Origin of the sequence: Streptomyces sp. BK340, from assembly GCF_007827595.1 — a bacterium.
In the GTDB taxonomy this organism is placed as follows: Bacteria; Actinomycetota; Actinomycetes; order Streptomycetales; family Streptomycetaceae; genus Streptomyces.
Genome location: NZ_VISR01000038.1, coordinates 73341 through 90869, shown reverse-complemented (window position 1 = coordinate 90869; position 17529 = coordinate 73341). Strand labels below are relative to the sequence as shown.

General features: G+C 69.8%; 16 protein-coding genes, 1 rRNA gene and 1 riboswitch. Of the genes, 12 read left to right on the top strand and 5 right to left on the bottom strand.

All coding sequences use genetic code 11. The annotated features are described in order from the left end of the window. The 11 genes from rrf to FB157_RS42455 all read left to right on the top strand — a co-directional run. Positions 1-95: ribosomal RNA gene (gene rrf / locus FB157_RS42505) — 5S ribosomal RNA — on the top strand; the annotation flags it as partial. A gap of 110 nt (positions 96-205) precedes the next feature. Next, positions 206-814: a CDP-alcohol phosphatidyltransferase family protein gene (locus FB157_RS42500; protein ID WP_145886500.1), complete on the top strand. Its 609-nt coding sequence runs from the start codon at positions 206-208 to the stop codon at positions 812-814. Positions 815-928: 114 nt separating this feature from the next. After that, positions 929-3424 carry a mannose-1-phosphate guanyltransferase gene (locus FB157_RS42495; protein WP_145886498.1) on the top strand — a complete coding sequence of 832 codons (2496 nt, stop codon included), beginning with the start codon at positions 929-931 and terminating at the stop codon, positions 3422-3424. A 119-nt stretch (positions 3425-3543) separates the two neighbouring features. Beyond that, positions 3544-4467, top strand: a complete 924-nt coding sequence (locus FB157_RS42490) for a DUF881 domain-containing protein (protein ID WP_145886496.1) — start codon at positions 3544-3546, stop codon at positions 4465-4467. After that, a complete protein-coding gene (locus FB157_RS42485) occupies positions 4464-4796 on the top strand; it encodes a small basic family protein (protein ID WP_003988855.1) in 333 nt (110 codons plus the stop codon). The genes FB157_RS42490 and FB157_RS42485 overlap by 4 nt, the downstream gene beginning before the upstream one ends. A 5-nt stretch (positions 4797-4801) precedes the next feature. Next, the gene (locus tag FB157_RS42480) at positions 4802-5638 is read left to right on the top strand and encodes a DUF881 domain-containing protein (RefSeq protein WP_145886494.1); all 837 of its coding nucleotides are present in this window, start codon (positions 4802-4804) and stop codon (positions 5636-5638) included. Between the two features lie 190 nt (positions 5639-5828). Further along, positions 5829-6644: an FHA domain-containing protein gene (locus FB157_RS42475; RefSeq protein ID WP_186581931.1), complete on the top strand. Its 816-nt coding sequence runs from the start codon at positions 5829-5831 to the stop codon at positions 6642-6644. 39 nt (positions 6645-6683) lie between these two features. Continuing rightward, positions 6684-7421 carry a MerR family transcriptional regulator gene (locus FB157_RS42470; protein ID WP_145886490.1) on the top strand — a complete coding sequence of 246 codons (738 nt, stop codon included), beginning with the start codon at positions 6684-6686 and terminating at the stop codon, positions 7419-7421. A gap of 84 nt (positions 7422-7505) precedes the next feature. Beyond that, positions 7506-7979 (top strand): bifunctional nuclease family protein, encoded by a 474-nt coding sequence (locus tag FB157_RS42465; protein WP_026253112.1) that lies wholly within the window; start codon positions 7506-7508, stop codon positions 7977-7979. Positions 7980-8241: 262 nt separating this feature from the next. Then, complete coding sequence (locus FB157_RS42460; RefSeq protein ID WP_145886488.1) at positions 8242-8922, top strand: MerR family transcriptional regulator; 681 nt, start codon at positions 8242-8244, stop codon at positions 8920-8922. A 52-nt stretch (positions 8923-8974) separates the two neighbouring features. Further along, positions 8975-10429 (top strand): DNA polymerase IV, encoded by a 1455-nt coding sequence (locus FB157_RS42455; protein ID WP_145886486.1) that lies wholly within the window; start codon positions 8975-8977, stop codon positions 10427-10429. Here the strand turns inward: FB157_RS42455 and FB157_RS42450 are convergent. Next, positions 10351-10722, bottom strand: coding sequence for a PRC-barrel domain-containing protein (locus FB157_RS42450; RefSeq protein ID WP_186581930.1), 372 nt, complete (start codon positions 10720-10722; stop codon positions 10351-10353). The genes FB157_RS42455 and FB157_RS42450 overlap by 79 nt on opposite strands. A gap of 119 nt (positions 10723-10841) precedes the next feature. Beyond that, positions 10842-10936: riboswitch (glycine riboswitch) on the top strand. A gap of 172 nt (positions 10937-11108) precedes the next feature. On the opposite strand from FB157_RS42450, the gene gcvP reads away from it, so the two are divergent. Continuing rightward, positions 11109-13994, top strand: coding sequence for an aminomethyl-transferring glycine dehydrogenase (gene gcvP, locus FB157_RS42445; RefSeq protein WP_145886482.1), 2886 nt, complete (start codon positions 11109-11111; stop codon positions 13992-13994). A 55-nt stretch (positions 13995-14049) separates the two neighbouring features. On the opposite strand, the gene FB157_RS42440 is transcribed toward gcvP, so the two are convergent. The 4 genes from FB157_RS42440 to modA are packed head-to-tail and all read right to left on the bottom strand — an operon-like array spanning position 14050 to position 17328. Then, positions 14050-14469 (bottom strand): molybdopterin-binding protein, encoded by a 420-nt coding sequence (locus FB157_RS42440; protein WP_145886480.1) that lies wholly within the window; start codon positions 14467-14469, stop codon positions 14050-14052. Between the two features lie 27 nt (positions 14470-14496). After that, positions 14497-15582 (bottom strand): ABC transporter ATP-binding protein, encoded by a 1086-nt coding sequence (locus tag FB157_RS42435; protein WP_145886520.1) that lies wholly within the window; start codon positions 15580-15582, stop codon positions 14497-14499. 52 nt (positions 15583-15634) lie between these two features. Further along, positions 15635-16501, bottom strand: coding sequence for a molybdate ABC transporter permease subunit (gene modB / locus FB157_RS42430; RefSeq protein WP_145886478.1), 867 nt, complete (start codon positions 16499-16501; stop codon positions 15635-15637). Further along, positions 16498-17328, bottom strand: coding sequence for a molybdate ABC transporter substrate-binding protein (modA, locus tag FB157_RS42425; RefSeq protein ID WP_145886518.1), 831 nt, complete (start codon positions 17326-17328; stop codon positions 16498-16500). Before modA ends, modB begins: the two co-directional genes overlap by 4 nt. Positions 17329-17529: the final 201 nt, after the last annotated feature.

The following is a 17529-nucleotide window of genomic DNA, read 5'->3' as shown; positions in this document are numbered from 1 at the left end:
AAACGCCCGGTTACATTCCGAACCCGGAAGCTAAGCCTCACAGCGCCGATGGTACTGCAGGGGGGACCCTGTGGGAGAGTAGGACGCCGCCGAACTCCTTTTACAGCTCCGGCTCTTGGGCACACAGCCCAGGGGCCGGAGCTTTTTTGCGTTGAGGTAGGGTCAGGGGGCATCGTTGGCTCGTTTTCGCACAGGAGGCCCCCGGGTGGAGGTCCAGGAGACCCGTGTCCAGACTGACCGGGTCCTCACCATCCCCAACATCCTCAGCATGGCGCGGCTCGTCGGCGTCCCCCTCTTCCTCTGGCTGATCCTCAGGCCGGAGTTCGGGGGTCCCAACTGCGATGGCTGGGCCCTCCTGGTGTTGGCCTTCAGCGGGATCAGCGACTATCTCGACGGCAAGCTCGCCCGGCGCTGGAATCAGATCAGCAGCCTCGGTCGGCTTCTCGATCCCGCTGCCGACCGGCTGTACGTGCTTACCACTCTGCTGGGGCTCACGTGGCGGGAGATCCTGCCGCTCTGGCTGACCGGCCTCCTGCTCGCGAGAGAGCTGGTTCTGCTGGTGATGGTGGGCATCCTCCGCCGGCACGGCTATCCGCCGCCCCAGGTGAACTTCCTGGGGAAGGCCGCCACCTTCAACCTGATGTACGCCTTCCCGCTCCTGCTCCTCAGTGACGGAAACGGATGGATCGCGTCAGTCGCCGCTGTTTTCGGATGGGCGTTCGCAGGATGGGGTACAACGCTCTATTGGTGGGCAGGAGTGCTCTACGTGGTGCAAGTCCGCCGCCTGGTCCGCGCGGACGCCACGGCCGATTGAGCTCGTTGATTGTCCGGACATGGTGGCCCCGATGGCCCGCTGCGGAAAACTGCGGGACAATCTGGACGGGTGAAGTCGGCTAGACCGTCGTCTCTCTAGGAGGACGCTTCCGACATGAAGGCCGTCGTGATGGCCGGTGGCGAAGGCACTCGCCTTCGCCCTATGACCTCCAGCATGCCCAAGCCGCTCCTGCCTGTGGCGAACCGTCCGATCATGGAGCACGTGCTTCGGCTGCTCAAAAGGCATGGGCTCAACGAGACCGTTGTCACCGTTCAGTTCCTGGCATCGCTCGTCAAGAACTACTTCGGCGACGGCGATGAGCTCGGAATGGAGCTCACATACGCCAATGAGGAGAAGCCACTCGGTACCGCCGGAAGCGTCAAGAACGCCGAAGAGGCGTTGAAGGACGATGCTTTCCTCGTCATCTCCGGCGATGCTCTGACGGACTTCGACCTCACGGATCTGATCAATTTCCACAAGGAGAAGGGTGCACTGGTCACGGTTTGCCTGACCCGGGTGCCCAATCCGCTGGAGTTCGGTATCACCATCGTCGACGAGGAAGGCCAGGTCGAGCGTTTCCTCGAGAAGCCGACCTGGGGGCAGGTCTTCTCCGACACGGTGAACACGGGCATCTATGTGATGGAGCCCGAGGTGTTCGACTACGTCGAGCCCGATGTGCCCGTCGACTGGTCCGGCGATGTCTTCCCGCAGCTGATGAAGGAAGGCAAGCCGATCTACGGCTATGTCGCCGAGGGCTACTGGGAGGACGTCGGCACCCACGAGAGCTACGTGAAGGCCCAGGCCGACGTCCTCGAGGGCAAGGTCAACGTCGACATAGACGGATTCGAGATATCGCCCGGCGTCTGGGTGGCTGAGGGTGCCGAGGTGCACCCCGACGCCGTGCTCCGCGGACCGCTCTACATCGGTGACTACGCCAAGGTGGAGGCCGGCGCCGAAATCCGCGAGCACACCGTCATCGGCTCCAATGTCGTCGTCAAGAGCGGTGCGTTCCTGCACCGGGCCGTGGTCCACGACAACGTGTATGTCGGTCAGCACAGCAACCTGCGCGGCTGTGTCGTGGGCAAGAACACCGACATCATGCGGGCGGCCCGGATCGAGGACGGCGCGGTCATCGGTGACGAGTGCCTGATCGGTGAGGAATCGATTGTCCAGGGCAATGTGCGGGTCTACCCGTTCAAGACCATCGAGGCGGGAGCCTTCGTCAACACCTCGGTGATCTGGGAGTCGAGGGGACAGGCGCAGCTCTTCGGTGCCCGCGGTGTGTCCGGAATCCTGAACGTGGAGATCACTCCGGAACTCGCCGTACGGCTGGCGGGTGCCTATGCGACCACGTTGAAGAAGGGTTCCACGGTCACCACGGCCCGTGACCACTCGCGAGGCGCCCGCGCCCTCAAGCGAGCGGTGATCTCCGCGCTCCAGGCCAGCGCCATCGACGTACGGGACCTGGAGAACGTGCCGCTTCCCGTGGCCCGGCAGCAGACCGCGCGGGGCAGTGCCGGCGGCATCATGATCCGGACCTCGCCGGGTGTGCCGGACTCCGTCGACATCATGTTCTTCGACGGGCAGGGCGCGGATCTGTCGCAGGGCGGTCAGCGCAAGCTCGACCGGGTGTTCGCGAGGCAGGAGTACCGCCGGGCGTTCCCCGGTGAGATCGGTGACCTGTACTTCCCGGCGAGCGTCTTCGACTCCTACACCGGTTCGCTGCTGCGCAACGTGGACACCACGGGCATCGCGGAATCGGGCCTGAAGGTGGTCGTGGACGCCTCCAACGGCAGCGCCGGTCTGGTCCTGCCGAGCCTGCTCGGCAAGCTCGGTGTGGACTCGCTGACCGTCAATCCGGGTCTCGACGAGTCCAGGCCCACGGAGACCGCCGAGGTGCGCCGCAACGGGCTGGTGCGCCTCGGTGAGATCGTGGCGTCCTCGGGGGCCGCGTTCGGTGTCCGGTTCGACCCCGTCGGCGAGCGGCTGTCGCTCGTGGACGAGAAGGGCCGGATCATCGAGGACGACCGGGCGCTGCTGGTGATGCTGGACCTGGTGGCCGCCGAGCGGCGCAGCGGACGTGTGGCGCTGCCGGTGACCACGACCCGGATCGCCGAGCAGGTGGCCGCCTACCACGGCACACAGGTCGAGTGGACGACCACGTCTCCCGACGACCTCACGCGCGTGGGACGCGAAGAGGGCACCATTTTCGGCGGTGACGGCAAGGGCGGGTTCATCGTCCCCGAGTTCAGCGGCGTCTACGACGGCACGGCCGCCTTCGTACGGCTGATCGGGCTGGTGGCGCGCACGCAGCTCACGCTGAGCCAGATCGACGCGCGGATTCCGCGGGCGCACGTCCACAAACGGGACCTGGCGACCCCGTGGGCCGTCAAGGGTCTGGTGATGCGGCGTGTCGTCGAGGCGGCCGGTGATCGCTTTGTCGACACGACGGACGGTGTCCGGGTCGTCGAGACCGACGGCCGCTGGGTGATGGTGCTGCCCGACCCCGCCGAGGCCGTCACCCATCTGTGGGCCGAGGGGCCCGACGACGCCTCGGCACAGGCCCTGCTGGACGAGTGGTCCGCCGTGGTGGACAGCGCCGGGCGGTAAACCGGCAGCTCCGGGCGGCAAAAGCCACAGCACACGCGCGTGCCGGACAAGTGTCCCCTAGGGGGCCTGTCCGGCACGCCGGTGGGGCCATTCGGAGGTACTGCGCGCGACATGCGACGATGTGCGGCATGCCGCAGCAACCCCCCGTTCGGAGCAGCCCCCCTCGGGCGCGGCGTCCGGACGCTTCCATGTCGTTGATCACCAACGTCATGGACCACAGCCTCGACGACGGGTACGCCGAGGCCGCCGCCCGGAAGAGGTCCCAGGGCATCGAAGGCGGGCTGCCGAAGACCCTCAGGGCGAAGCTGGGCCTGGCGGCCGGACTGGTGCTCGCGGCGCTGGTCGTGACCGTCGGAGCGGCCCAGGCGCGGGTGGCGGCGCCCGTGGTGGCCAAGGAGCGCCAGGAGCTGATCGACCGCATCGACCGCGAGACCGCGGCCGCGGACAGCCTGGAAGGCGATGTCGACAAGCTGCGCGACGACGTCAGCGGCCGCCAGCGGGCGGCGCTGAAGCAGAGCGGCGGCGGTTCCGGGGCGGACCTGGTGGGCATTCTGTCGGGCGCCACCGCGGTGCACGGTCCCGGTGTGAAGCTCGTGGTCGACGACGCCAAGGAGGCCAGCACCGGCGGCGACGGCGCCAACAATCCGCGTGAGACCTCCGGATTCTCCGACACCGGGCGGCTGCGCGACCGGGACATGCAGCGCGTGGTCAACGGGCTGTGGGCCTCGGGGGCGGAGGCCGTCTCGATCAACGGACAGCGGCTGACGGCCCTGTCCGCGATCAGAGCCGCGGGTGACGCGATACTGGTCGACAACAGGCCGCTGGTGCCGCCGTACACGGTGCTGGCGGTGGGGGACGGAGAGCAGCTGAGCACCGGGTTCCAGAACAGCGCGGACGGGCTGTATCTGCATGCCCTGGAGCAGAATTTCGGCATCCGCGCCACCATCTCCACACAGGGTGACGTCCGGTTGCCCGCCGCACCGAGTGTGATCGTACGCACAGCACAGCCGAACGCCGAGAAGACTGAGAAGGGCACATCGTGATCGCCGTACTGGGCCTCGTCGTGGGAGTCGTGGCCGGCCTGTTGGTCCGGCCGGAGGTTCCGGCGGTCGTCGAGCCTTATCTGCCGATCGCCGTCGTGGCGGCGCTGGACGCCGTGTTCGGTGGTCTGCGGGCCATGCTGGACGGCATCTTCGACGACAAGGTCTTCGTGGTGTCGTTCCTGTCGAACGTGGTCGTGGCCGCGCTGATCGTTTTCCTGGGCGACAAGTTGGGCGTGGGTGCCCAGCTGTCCACGGGTGTGGTGGTCGTTCTCGGTATTCGGATCTTCTCGAACGCCGCGGCGATCCGGCGGCACGTCTTCCGGGCGTGAGGCGGATGAGCAACCAGGAAGAGCAGCCGGAGAACAGGCTGCGCAAGGAACTGCCCGACGAGGTGCCGGCCCCTGCGGCCGAGCCCGAACAGGTGCCCGCCGAGAGTGCCGAGCCGCAGCTCACCGGGCGCCAGCGGCTGGTCAAGGGGCTGTGGCCGCCGCGGGTGACCCGGGCCCAACTCATCGTCGCGCTGCTGCTGTTCGGCCTCGGTTTCGGTCTGGCGGTGCAGGTGGCGTCGAACAGCGACAGCGACAGCGCGCTGCGCGGGGCCCGTCAGGAAGATCTTGTTCGCATCCTCGATGAACTGGATGACCGTACTCAGCGTCTTGAGGACGAGAAGCAGGGACTCGAGAAGCAGCGCCAGGAGCTGCAGAGCAGTTCCGACCAGGCCGCGGAGGCGCGCCGGCAGACCGCCGAGAAGGAGAGACAACTCGGCATTCTGGCGGGCACCGTGGCCGCGCAGGGTCCCGGCATCACCATGACGATCGAGGACACGAAGGGGACGGTCAAGGCGGACATGCTGCTCGACACGATCCAGGAGTTGCGCGCGGCCGGCGCGGAGGCGATCGAGGTCAACGGAGTACGGGTGGTCGCGGGCAGCTACTTCACCGACTCCGGGAAGACCGTGAGCGTCGACGGGAACAAGATCAACGCTCCCTATCGTTTCAAGGTCATCGGCAAGCCGCAGGATCTCGAGCCGGCGCTGAACATTCCTGGAGGCGTGGTGCAGACGCTGGAGAAGGAGCAGGCCACGGCGACCGTCGAGCGATCGAGCAAGATCGTCGTGGACGCCTTGCGACAGGCGAAGCAGCCTGACTACGCTCGGTCGTCCTCCCAGTGAACCGGTGGTGCATGGGGGACGTCCGGCAGGGGCATGAGGTTGCGGGGGGTCGGCGCACCGAAGGGGTGGCGCGTGGTGGAAACTGTCTGGTGGATACGGACGTTGTGAGGGTGTCCGGGTCGGCCGGTGTAGGCAATCAGGGTTCGTCCTGCCCCACGGGCGGGTCTGTTTCGGTCAAGGGGAATCGCCCGTGAAGTTGTTTGCGAAGTTGTTCGGCAAGAGCGCGCGAGAGGGCAGCGACAACGCGACCGCTCGTCATCGCGCACAGCCTGACGCAGAGGGCCAGCGCCCGCTGTTCCGGGACCAGGTCGCTGGTCCGGGCGGTGACATTTCCGGAGGTCAGGGCGCGGCGTCTGTTGACCCTGCCCAGTCCGGCGGCATAGGTTTCGGGCAACCGTCAACCTCAAGTGCGGGTGGAGGGTTTGCCCCCGACCCGTATGCGTCCAACGCCCCCGCGGAGGATCCGTCCATGTCGGTCCTGGTCTGTACGAGGTGCGGTAACCGCAACGCGGAGAACGCCCGCTTCTGTTCCAACTGCGGTGCGCCGCTGCGGCCCGGTGTGGCGCCGGAGCGCGCGTCCGAGACCACGTCCACGATCTCCATCTCCGGTCTCGAGGCCTACGACGCCGAGGTGACCGGCCAGACGGCCATGCCGATGCTCTCGCCCGAGGCGCAGGCCGCGGTCGACGCGCTGCCGATGGGCTCGGCGCTGCTGGTGGTGCGCCGGGGTCCGAACTCGGGCAGCCGCTTCCTGCTGGACAGCGACCTGACCACGGCCGGCCGTCACCCGCAGAGCGACATCTTCCTGGACGACGTGACGGTGTCCCGCCGGCACGTGGAGTTCCGGCGCTCCCCGGACGGTTCGTTCACGGTGGCCGACGTGGGCAGCCTGAACGGCACGTACGTCAACCGCGAGCGGATCGACCAGGTCGCTCTGTCGAACGGTGACGAGGTGCAGATCGGCAAGTACCGGCTGGTCTTCTACTCGAGCCGGCAGGGCATCTGACCCCCCGGACTCCGTCCGGGGGGATCCCAGGGAAGGTCCATGCTTCAAACACCGAGCGGCGGTGCCCGAAGCGGTACCGCCGCCGCGGGCAGTGGGCTGATGAGCATCGGCGCGGTGCTGAACGCGCTGCGTGACGAGTTCCCCGAGGTCACCATCTCCAAGATCCGCTTCCTGGAGTCGGAGGGCCTCGTCGAGCCGCAGCGGACCCCTTCGGGGTACCGGAAGTTCAGTGCCGGTGACGTCGAGCGCCTCGCTCATGTCCTCAGGATGCAGCGGGACCATTATCTGCCGCTCAAGGTGATCCGCGAGCACCTGGACGCCATGGGGCGGGGCGAGGCCGTCCAGCTGCCCCTGGTCGGGCGCCAGCGCACCGGTGAGGACGTGCTGGAGCCGCTCGAGCGGCCCGCGGTCGCCCGGATCGGGCGGGCCGCGCTGCTGGCGGCCGCCGACATCGCCGAGGGCGACCTCGAGGAGTGGGAGTCGTACGGGCTCATCGCCCCACTGGAGGACGGGGCGTACGACTCCGAGGCCGTCACCGTGGCCTCGCTGATCGCCGAGCTGGGCCGGTTCGGGATCGAGCCGCGCCACCTTCGGGTGATGAAGGCCGCCGCCGACCGCGAGGCGGGACTCGTGGACCAGGTGGTGGCTCCTCTCAAGCGCCACCGCAACCCGCAGACCAGGGCTCACGCCGAGGCCCGGGCGAAGGAGCTGGCGGCGCTCACGGTGAAGCTGCACGCCGCGCTGGTGCAGATCGCTCTGGGTGTCCGGCTGCCCTGAGCGGCGTGGGTTCCGGGGGCCGGATCGGGCACCTGTTCCCGGCCCGACTACCCAAACGTCCCGGGCACGGCCTAGGGTTGCTGTGTGAACGAGCTCGATGTCGTAGGTGTCCGGGTGGAAATGCCCTCCAACCAACCGATCGTGCTCCTGCGCGAAGTGGGGGGCGACCGTTACCTCCCCATCTGGATCGGGCCGGGGGAGGCGACGGCGATCGCCTTCGCCCAGCAGGGCATGGCCCCCGCGCGACCGCTTACCCACGACCTGTTCAAGGACGTGCTGGAGGCCGTCGGCCAGGAGCTGACCGAAGTACGCATCACGGATCTGCGTGAGGGCGTCTTCTACGCGGAGCTGGTCTTCGCCAGCGGGGTCGAGGTGAGCGCGCGTCCCTCGGACGCCATAGCGCTCGCGCTGCGCACCGGAACGCCGATCTACGGCAGTGACACGGTGCTGGACGACGCCGGCATCGCGATCCCGGACGAGCAGGAGGACGAGGTGGAGAAGTTCCGCGAGTTCCTCGACCAGATCTCGCCCGAGGACTTCGGCACCAGCAGCCAGTGAGACGGGGGCCGGCCGGGCGTCCCGCAGGGTCCGTGACCGGCCGGTCGGCGGCTCGCAGGGCCCGGCGCCGTGGCAATTGCCACCGGCCATTGAGAGCGTCCTACGGCCCGTCGCCGGAGCATTCGGCTAGCCTTTCCCCGCGGTGGGACACGGGAAACCACTCCTAGGGTGATTATCACTCGGCGTGCCGAGTGTGGCGATCGTTGACGCACCCCTGGTGACTGCCTACCGTCGAGAAGGCAGGTCAAGGACGGAGGTCGGCGTGAGAATCAGCGGCGACGGTACGGCTGGGGGTGCCCCCGGACGACTCGGGGAGAGCGGTCCGTACCCTCCCCCGGGTTCTCAGCCGCGTTCGGACAGGGGATACCCCCAGCCCGGCAGCGCGGTCGACCACGCCTCACAGCGACCGACGGTGGTGCCCGACGGCGGAGGGGCGACGTCCATGGCGTCCGAAGAGATCGGCTATCGCGGGCCCACCGCCTGCGCGGCCGCCGGAATCACCTATCGGCAGCTCGACTACTGGGCCCGCACCGGCCTCGTCGAGCCGAGCGTGCGGCCCGCGTACGGCTCGGGCACGCAGCGCCTGTACAGCTTCCGTGACGTCGTCGTACTGAAGATCGTCAAGCGGTTCCTGGACACCGGGGTCTCGCTGCAGAACATCCGTACTGCCGTCCAGCACCTCCGGGAACGCGGTTTCCGTGACCTGGAGCGGATGACGCTCATGAGCGACGGCGCCACGGTCTACGAGTGCACCTCGCCCGACGAGGTCCACGCCCTGCTCCAGGGCGGTCAGGGGATCTTCGGCATCGCCGTCGGCGTGGTCTGGCGGGACGTGGAAAGCGCGCTCTCCCAGCTGCACGGCGAGCGCATCGACACCGGGGAGACCCTGCTCGGGAACAACCCGGCGGACGAGCTGGCCAGGCGCCGCAACCGGGCGGTCTGACGGCGCCCCTTCGGGGCCCGCGTTGTCAGTGGCGTGGTGCAGCATCGGAGATGTGAGAAACGCGCCCACGATCCTGCATCTCGACATGGATGCCTTCTTCGCCTCGGCGGAGCAGGCGTCCAAGCCGAGCCTGCGCGGGAAGGCCGTCGTCGTGGGCGGACTCGGACCGCGCGGAGTGGTGGCCACCGCGTCGTACGAGGCCCGGGTCTTCGGGGTCCACTCGGCGATGCCGATGGCCCAGGCCCGCAGGCTGGCGCCGAACGCCGCGTACCTCGTGCCGCGCTTCGCCCTGTACAAGTCGGTCAGCGAGCAGGTCATGGCGCTGCTGCGGGCGCTGTCGCCGCTGGTGGAGCCGCTGAGCCTGGACGAGGCGTTCGTCGATCTGGAGGCCGGGGGAGCGGCCTGGGACGAGGCCTCGGCGCGGCTGGCCGGGACGAGGCTGCGGGCGGACATCCGGACGGTCACGGGGCTGACCGGGTCGGTGGGGCTGGCCGCCTCCAAGATGCTCGCGAAGATCGCCTCGGAGCAGGCCAAGCCCGACGGGCTCGTGCTGATCGAGCCCGGGTCCGAGCGGGCGCTGCTGGGCCCCATGTCGGTGCGGACGCTGCCCGGCGTCGGGCCGGCGACCGGGGACCATCTGCGGCGGGCCGGGATCACGACCGTCGAGGAGCTGGCCGAGGCGGGTGAGGACGAACTCGTCCGCATGCTCGGCAAGGCGCACGGGCACGCGCTGTACGCCATGGCGCTGGCGCACGACGACCGGCCCGTGGTGGCCGAGCGGGAGACCAAGTCGGTGTCGGTCGAGGACACCTACGACGTGGACATCCATGACCGGCTGCGGGTCGGACTGGAGGTGCAGCGGCTCGCCGACCGGTGCGTGGGGCGGCTGCGCGGGGCCGGGCTGTCCGGGCGGACCATCGTGCTGAAGGTCCGGCGGTACGACTTCTCGACGCTGACCCGCTCCGAGACGCTCCGCGGCCCCACCGACGATCCGGCGGTGATCAGGGAGGCGGCCGCGCGGCTGCTGGAGTCCGTGGACACCACGGGCGGGGTACGGCTGCTGGGCGTGGGTGTCTCGGGGCTCGCCGACTACACCCAGGAGGACCTGTTCGCGCAGGCCGCGGCCGGCGAGCGGGACGCGGCCGCGGCAGCGGAGGCGTCGGAGGAGGCCCTGCCCGACGCCGCGGAGGAGCGCCTGGAGCCCGCCGAGCGGCAGTGGCGCGCCGGCTACGACGTGCGGCACACCGAGTACGGGCACGGCTGGGTGCAGGGCAGCGGCCTGGGGCGGGTCACTGTCCGCTTCGAGACACCGCAGTCCGAGCCGGGGCGGGTCCGTACGTTCTTCGTCGACGATCCTGCGCTGGAGCCGGCCGAGCCGTTGCCGTTGGTTGCGGGAACCGACGTTGCCCACCTGCTCCCGGCCGGGGATCAGACCTCTTCCGTGCCCGCCAGCTTGCCGAAGTCGTGGTCCGGTACCGAGGGAGGTGCGGCCGCGTCCAGGCCGTAGTGGTGGTAGAGCTGGAGTTCCTGTTCGGGGGAGAGGTGGCGGCCCACGCCGAAGTCGGGGGCGTCCTTGATGAGCGCGCGGTCGAAGGGGACCCGGAGGGCGCCCTCCACCAGTTCGCTGGGCTCCAGGGGGACGAAGGCGTCCCGGGAGAACAGGCCGGTGCGTATGGCCGCCCACTCGGGCACGCCCGTGGCGTCGTCGAGGTACACCTCGTCGATGGTGCCGATCTTGGTGCCATTGCGGTCGAACGCCTTGCGGCCGATCAGGTTGCGCGGATCGATTTCGGTCTGCACGGTCCCTCTCCCTCCACTTGGTCGCAACTCATCCGTAAGCACTACAAAAGAGCACATTCAAGGAGGCGGCCACTCGAGGGCCCATGCGTTGACCTCGCTGGTACCCTGGCAGCGGCTGCTGACCCCGTGCGGGAGAGTCCTCCGACCACCTCGGAGGCGCCGAAGGAGCAAATCCTCCCCGGAATCTCTCAGGCTCACGTACCGCACGGACGAGGTCACTCTGGAAAGCAGGGCGGGTGTCGACGGCTCCCGCCCTCACCGACGGTGAAAGCCGGGCCCCTCGGGCGCCCGGTGAAGCTCTCAGGTTTTGATGACAGAGGGGGAGGCCGTCGGGGCAACCGCCGTGGTGCCCCTCGAAGGTCGCGTCAGACCAGGAGGCCTCCGCAATGACCGCCCATCGCACTCCGCTCTCCGAGCTCGAAGCGGGCATCCCCTTCGAACAGCGCCACATCGGACCCGACCAGGAGGCGCGGGCCAAGATGCTCGCGCACATCGGTTACGGCTCGCTCGACGAGCTCACCGCCGCCGCGGTGCCGGATGTGATCAAGAACGCCGACGCGCTCGATCTGCCGGGTGCCCGTACCGAGGCCGAGGTGCTCGCCGAGCTGCGCTCGCTCGCCGACCGCAACCAGGTGCTCGGCTCGATGATCGGGCTCGGGTACTACGGGACCTTCACCCCGCCGGTCATCCTGCGCAACGTCATGGAGAACCCGGCCTGGTACACGGCCTACACGCCGTACCAGCCGGAGATCTCGCAGGGCCGCCTCGAGGCGCTGCTGAACTTCCAGACGATGGTCGCCGACCTCACCGGTCTGCCCACGTCCGGCGCCTCTCTCCTGGACGAGGGCACGGCCGCCGCCGAGGCGATGTCGCTGTCCCGGCGCATGGGCAAGAACAAGAAGGGCCTGTTCCTGGTCGACGCGGACGCGCTGCCGCAGACCATCGCCGTCATCGAGACGCGTGCCGAGCCGACCGGTGTCGAGGTCGTCGTCGCCGACCTCAGCGACGGCATCCCGGACGACGTCGCGGCGCGCGAGATCAACGGCGTGCTGATCCAGTACCCGGGCGCCTCCGGTGCAGTGCGCGACATCAAGCCGGTCATCGACCAGGCGCACGAGCTGGGCGCCCTCGTCACCGTCTCCGCCGACCTGCTGGCCCTCACCCTGCTGACCTCGCCGGGTGAGCTGGGTGCGGACATCGCCGTCGGCACGACCCAGCGCTTCGGTGTGCCGATGGGCTTCGGCGGGCCGCACGCCGGCTACATGGCGGTGCACGAGAAGTTCGCGCGCAGCCTGCCCGGCCGTCTGGTCGGCGTCTCCGTCGACGCCGACGGCAACAGGGCCTACCGCCTCGCGCTGCAGACCCGTGAGCAGCACATCCGCCGTGAGAAGGCCACGAGCAACATCTGCACCGCGCAGGTGCTGCTCGCCGTGATGGCCGGCATGTACGCCGTCTACCACGGTCCCGAGGGGCTGCGCGCCATCGCCCGCCGCACCCACCGCTACGCCACGATCCTCGCCGAGGGCCTGAAGGCCGGCGGTGTCGAGATCGTCCACGGCGCCTACTTCGACACCCTCACCGCGCGCGTGCCCGGCAAGGCCGCCGAGGTGGCCGCCGCCGCCCTGGAGAACGGGGTCAACCTGCGTCTCGTGGACGCCGACCACGTCTCCCTCGCCTGTGACGAGACCACCGACCGGGCCCAGCTGGCCGCCGTCTGGTCCGCCTTCGGTGTCGAGGGCGACATCGAGGCGCTGGACGTGACGGCCGCGGACACCGTGCCCCAGGCGCTGCTGCGCAGCGACGACTTCCTGACCCACCCGGTCTTCCACGAGCACCGCTCCGAGACCGCCATGCTGCGCTACCTGCGCAAGCTGGCCGACCGCGACTACGCGCTCGACCGCGGCATGATCCCGCTGGGCTCCTGCACCATGAAGCTCAACGCGACCACCGAGATGGAGCCGGTCACCTGGCCCGAGTTCGGCCAGCTGCACCCCTTCGCGCCCGCCGAGCAGGCCGAGGGCTACCTCACGCTCATCCGCGAGCTCGAGGAGCGCCTCGCCGAGGTCACCGGCTACGACAAGGTCTCGCTCCAGCCGAACGCCGGTTCGCAGGGCGAGCTGGCCGGTCTGCTGGCCGTTCGCGGCTACCACCGGGCCAACGGCGACGCGCAGCGCACCGTCTGCCTGATCCCGTCCTCCGCGCACGGCACCAACGCCGCCAGCGCGGTGATGGCCGGTATGAAGGTCGTCGTCGTGAAGACCGCCGAGGACGGCGAGATCGACGTCGAGGACCTGCGGGCCAAGATCGAGCAGTACCGCGACGAGCTGGCGGTCCTGATGATCACCTACCCGTCCACGCACGGTGTGTTCGAGGAGCACGTCGCCGACATCTGCGCCCAGGTGCACGAGGCCGGCGGTCAGGTCTACGTCGACGGCGCCAACCTCAACGCCCTGGTCGGCCTCGCCAAGCCGGGCCACTTCGGCGGCGACGTCTCGCACCTGAACCTGCACAAGACCTTCTGCATCCCGCACGGTGGCGGCGGCCCCGGCGTCGGCCCGGTCGCGGTCCGCTCGCACCTGGCGCCGCACCTGCCCAACCACCCGCTGCAGCCGGCGGCCGGCCCGGAGACGGGCGTCGGCCCGATCTCGGCGGCGCCCTGGGGCAGCGCGGGCATCCTGCCGATCTCGTGGGCGTACGTCCGCCTGATGGGCGGCGAGGGCCTGAAGCGTGCCACCCAGGTGGCCGTGCTCTCCGCGAACTACGTCGCCAAGCGCCTGGAGCCGCACTACCCGGTGCTCTACACCGGCCCCGGCAACCTGGTCGCGCACGAGTGCATCATCGACCTGCGTCCGCTGACCAAGGCGACCGGCGTGAGCGTGGACGACGTGGCCAAGCGCCTGATCGACTACGGCTTCCACGCGCCGACCATGTCCTTCCCGGTGGCCGGCACGCTGATGATCGAGCCGACCGAGTCCGAGGACCTGGCCGAGCTGGACCGGTTCTGCGACGCGATGATCGCCATCCGCGCGGAGATCGAGAAGGTCGGCTCCGGCGAGTGGCCGGCGCAGGACAACCCGCTGGCGAACGCCCCGCACACCGCGGCCGCGCTCGGCGGCGAGTGGAAGCACGCCTACAGCCGCGAGGACGCCGTCTTCCCGGCCGGTGTCTCGGCCGCCGACAAGTACTGGCCGCCGGTGCGCCGGATCGACCAGGCCTTCGGTGACCGCAACCTGGTCTGCTCCTGCCCGCCGCTGGACGCGTACGAGGACTGAGCGACCCCCTGGTGACAGAGAGCCCCGCCCGTGTTCGGGCGGGGCTCTGCCGTGCTCACGCCGAGGCCAGAGCCACCTCGGTCGCCTTGATCAGGGCGATCACGTCGGAACCGACGAAGAAGCCGAGGTCTTCGGCCGCGTCCTTGGTGATCACGGCCGTGAGTTCGCCGCCGGGCACCGACACCTTCACGGAGGCCATGGCTCCGCCGAGGGCGATATGGACGATCGCGCCGGGAAGCTGGTTGCGGATCGACAGACCCTCGAACCGGCCCGTGGCGAGTGAGATCTCCGTCGACTTCACCAGTGAGAGGACGCGGGAGTCCGGGGCGAGGCCGAGCTGCTCGACGGCCTCCAGAGTGATGGCCGCCATGAGCTCCTGCCCGCCGTCCAGGCGGATCTTGACCGTGGCCATGACCTCGCCGGGGTGGACCTCGGTGACGGTTCCGGGGAGCTGGTTGCGGATGCTCAGTGTCATGGGCACCCACAGTAGGGCGCGCGCCGTTCAGGCAGGGTATGCGTGTGTCTGCGTCGCTTTGACCGTCGCCCAGACAGCTGCGCCGGGATGCAGGTCCAGCTCGGCCGCGGCGACCGTGGTGAGGTCGGCGGCGAGGGGGAGTTCGCCGATGAGGTCGGCGCGGATCTGGTCGCCGTGGGTCTCCAGACCGGCGACCTCGCAGCGCCACAGGTTGCGGGCGCTGGCACCGGTGGGCCGGTCCCGGAAGAGGGTGACGGCGACCGGCGGGAACGCCACGAAGGCCGGCCCGGAGAGGACCTCCGTGGTCGTGATCGAGGGGCCGGCGTCGAGCCGTACCCTGTGCCCCTCGGCCAGTCCCCGGTAGAGGTTGAGGCCGACCAGCTGCGCGATGTAGTCGGTGCGCGGATGGCGGGCGATGTCGGCCGGGGAGCCTTCCTGGACGACCCGGCCGTGCTCGACGACCACCAGCCGGTCCGCGAGCACCATGGCGTCCAGCGGATCGTGCGTGACCAGGACGGCGACCGCCTCGAACTCGGCCAGATGGCGGCGGAGCTGGGCGCGGACCTCCAGACGGGTACGGGCGTCCAGGGCTGCCAGCGGCTCGTCCAGGAGCAGCAGCCGGGGCCGGGTGGCCAGGGCACGGGCGAGCGCGACGCGCTGGGCCTGGCCGCCGGAGAGCCTGCGGGGCCTGGCACCGGCGTGGTCGGCCAGGCCCATGCGGTCCAGCCAGGCGATGGCCTGGGCCCGCGCCTCGGTCTTGGAGGCGCCCTGGCAGCGCGGGCCGAAGGCCACGTTGTCCAGGGCGGACAGGTGCGGGAAGAGCAGGTAGTCCTGGAAGACGACGCCGACCGGGCGGGACTCGGGCGGAGTGCGGTCCAGGAGGACACCGTCCAGCCGCAGATGGCCGTCGGTGAGCGGGACGAGACCGGCGAGGGCGCGCAGGGCGGTGGTCTTGCCTGCGCCGTTCGGGCCGAGCAGCGCCACGACGTCCCCCGGGGCGGCGGTCAGGGCCACGTCGAGGCGGAAGGAGCCCTGCTCGACGACGAGCCGGGCGTCGAGCCCCTGCTCGCCCACCACCTGGAGGCCGGCCTCGGGGGCGTCGATGTCGGTCATGGAGAGGGCGTCCTTCGTCGGCACACGCACAGCGTCGTCTTCCATCCTCCCGTCACCGCCCGGTCTCCGTCAGCCACCGGTCCCGCAATCCCGCCAGGACCGCGACGGACACGGCCAGCAGGACCAGGCTGAGGGCGATGGCCGCCTCGGGGTCGTTCTGCAGCGCGAGGTAGACCGCGAGGGGCATGGTCTGGGTGCGGCCGGGGAAGTTGCCCGCGAAGGTGATCGTCGCCCCGAACTCGCCGAGCGCGCGGGCCCAGGCCAGGACCGCGCCCGCGGCGATGCCGGGGGCGATCAGCGGCAGGGTGACCCGGCGGAACGCGGTGAAGCGGGAGGCGCCGAGCGTGGTGGCCGCCTCCTCGAAGCGCGGGTCGGCGGCCCGCAGGGTGCCCTCGACGCTGATGACCAGGAACGGCATCGCGACGAACGCCTCCGCGATCACGACGCCGGTGGTGGTGAAGGGAAGGGTGATCCCGAACCAGGAGTCGAGCCACTTGCCGACGACGCCGTTGCGGCCCAGGGCGAGCAGCAGGGCCACACCGCCGACCACCGGCGGAAGCACCAGGGGCAGGGTCACCAGGGCGCGGACGAGACCGCGGCCCGGGAACTCCGTACGGGCCAGCAGCCAGGCCAGCGGCACCCCCAGCACCAGGCTCACGGCTGTCGCCGCCGTCGCGGTGACCAGGGACAGCTGGAGCGCCTGCCACACCTCCGCGCTGGTCAGCTGCTGCGGCAGGCTCCGCCAGGGAGCCCGTACGAGCAGCGCGATCAGCGGCAGCAGCAGGAACGCCATCGCCACCACGCCGGGCACCAGCAGCGGCAACGGCACCCCGCGTCGGCCCCCCGTGCCGACGCGGCGGCGCCGCGGCCCACCCGTGCGGGGGTCGGCCGCGGCGCCGGGCCTGTCGAGCGAGGTCACGGCTTGAGGAACCCGGCCCCGCTCAGAACCTTCTGGCCCTCGGCGGACTGCACCAGCTCGATGAACGCCTTGGCAGCGGCGGCGTTGCCGGCGTTCTTCAGCAGGGCGATCGGGTAGTCGTTGATGGCGTTGGCAGACTCGGGGAACTCCACGCCCTCCACCTTGTCACCCGCGGCCTTCACATCGGTCTTGTAGACGACGGCCGCGTCGGCCTCCTTCAGCTCGACCTTCGTCAGGGCGGCCTTGACGTCCTGCTCGTAGGAGGCCGGGGTGAGCTTCAGCTTGCCGGCGTCCAGGGCCTTCTGCGCGGCGGCGCCGCACGGCACGGTCTTGTCGCACAGGACGACCTTCAGGCCGGACTTGGTGAGGTCCTTCAGGGAGGCCACCTTGTCGGGGTTGCCCGGCAGGGTGGCGATCTCCAGCTGGTTGCGGACGAAGGTGGCCGGGGTTCCGACCGCGTCCTGCTTGTCCGTCACGATCGCCATGGTCTTGGGGCTGGCGGCGGCGAAGACATCCGCCGGGGCGCCGCTGGTGATGCTCGCGGCGAGGGTGTCGCTGCCGCCGAAGTTGAAGCTGACGGTGGTGCCGGGGTGGGCCTTCTCGAACTCCTTGCCCAGGGTCGTGAAGCTCTCCTTGAGGGAGGCGGCCGCGAACACGGTGATCTTCCCGGAGAGCTTCGGGGAGGCGGAGGGCGACGAGTCCGACGCCTTCGACTTGGACGACGAGTCGTCGCCGGACGAGGAGGAGCAGGCGCTCAGTGCCATCAGGGCGGCGGCACCCGCACCGGCCAGCTGCAGCGTCCGGGTCCGGCGCACGGAACGGGTCATCACGGATCTACTCCTCGGGTTCTGTGGAACAACGGTCGCGCCCTGGCACGGCCGGACAATCGGCCGTGCGGCGATGATACTGCCGCATCTGCCAGGTGTAAGTCTCCTGTCACATCGCATGAGCTGCGAAGTTGTGACTTGGGGCTGGCATGTGCGTTTGTACGGTGCTCGGCCAGGGGTACGGTCCTGCGGGAGGTGGTC

Excerpts from the sequence above, each read along its gene's own strand:
- FB157_RS42495 (WP_145886498.1), top strand. The coding sequence starts at position 929 with ATGAAGGCCGTCGTGATGGCCGGTGGCGAAGGCACTCGCCTTCGCCCT.
- FB157_RS42490 (WP_145886496.1), top strand. The coding sequence starts at position 3,544 with ATGTGCGGCATGCCGCAGCAACCCCCCGTTCGGAGCAGCCCCCCTCGG.
- FB157_RS42480 (WP_145886494.1), top strand. The coding sequence starts at position 4,802 with ATGAGCAACCAGGAAGAGCAGCCGGAGAACAGGCTGCGCAAGGAACTG.
- FB157_RS42470 (WP_145886490.1), top strand. The coding sequence starts at position 6,684 with ATGCTTCAAACACCGAGCGGCGGTGCCCGAAGCGGTACCGCCGCCGCG.
- gcvP (WP_145886482.1), top strand. The coding sequence starts at position 11,109 with ATGACCGCCCATCGCACTCCGCTCTCCGAGCTCGAAGCGGGCATCCCC.
- FB157_RS42440 (WP_145886480.1), bottom strand. The coding sequence starts at position 14,469 with ATGACACTGAGCATCCGCAACCAGCTCCCCGGAACCGTCACCGAGGTC.
- FB157_RS42435 (WP_145886520.1), bottom strand. The coding sequence starts at position 15,582 with ATGACCGACATCGACGCCCCCGAGGCCGGCCTCCAGGTGGTGGGCGAG.
- modA (WP_145886518.1), bottom strand. The coding sequence starts at position 17,328 with ATGACCCGTTCCGTGCGCCGGACCCGGACGCTGCAGCTGGCCGGTGCG.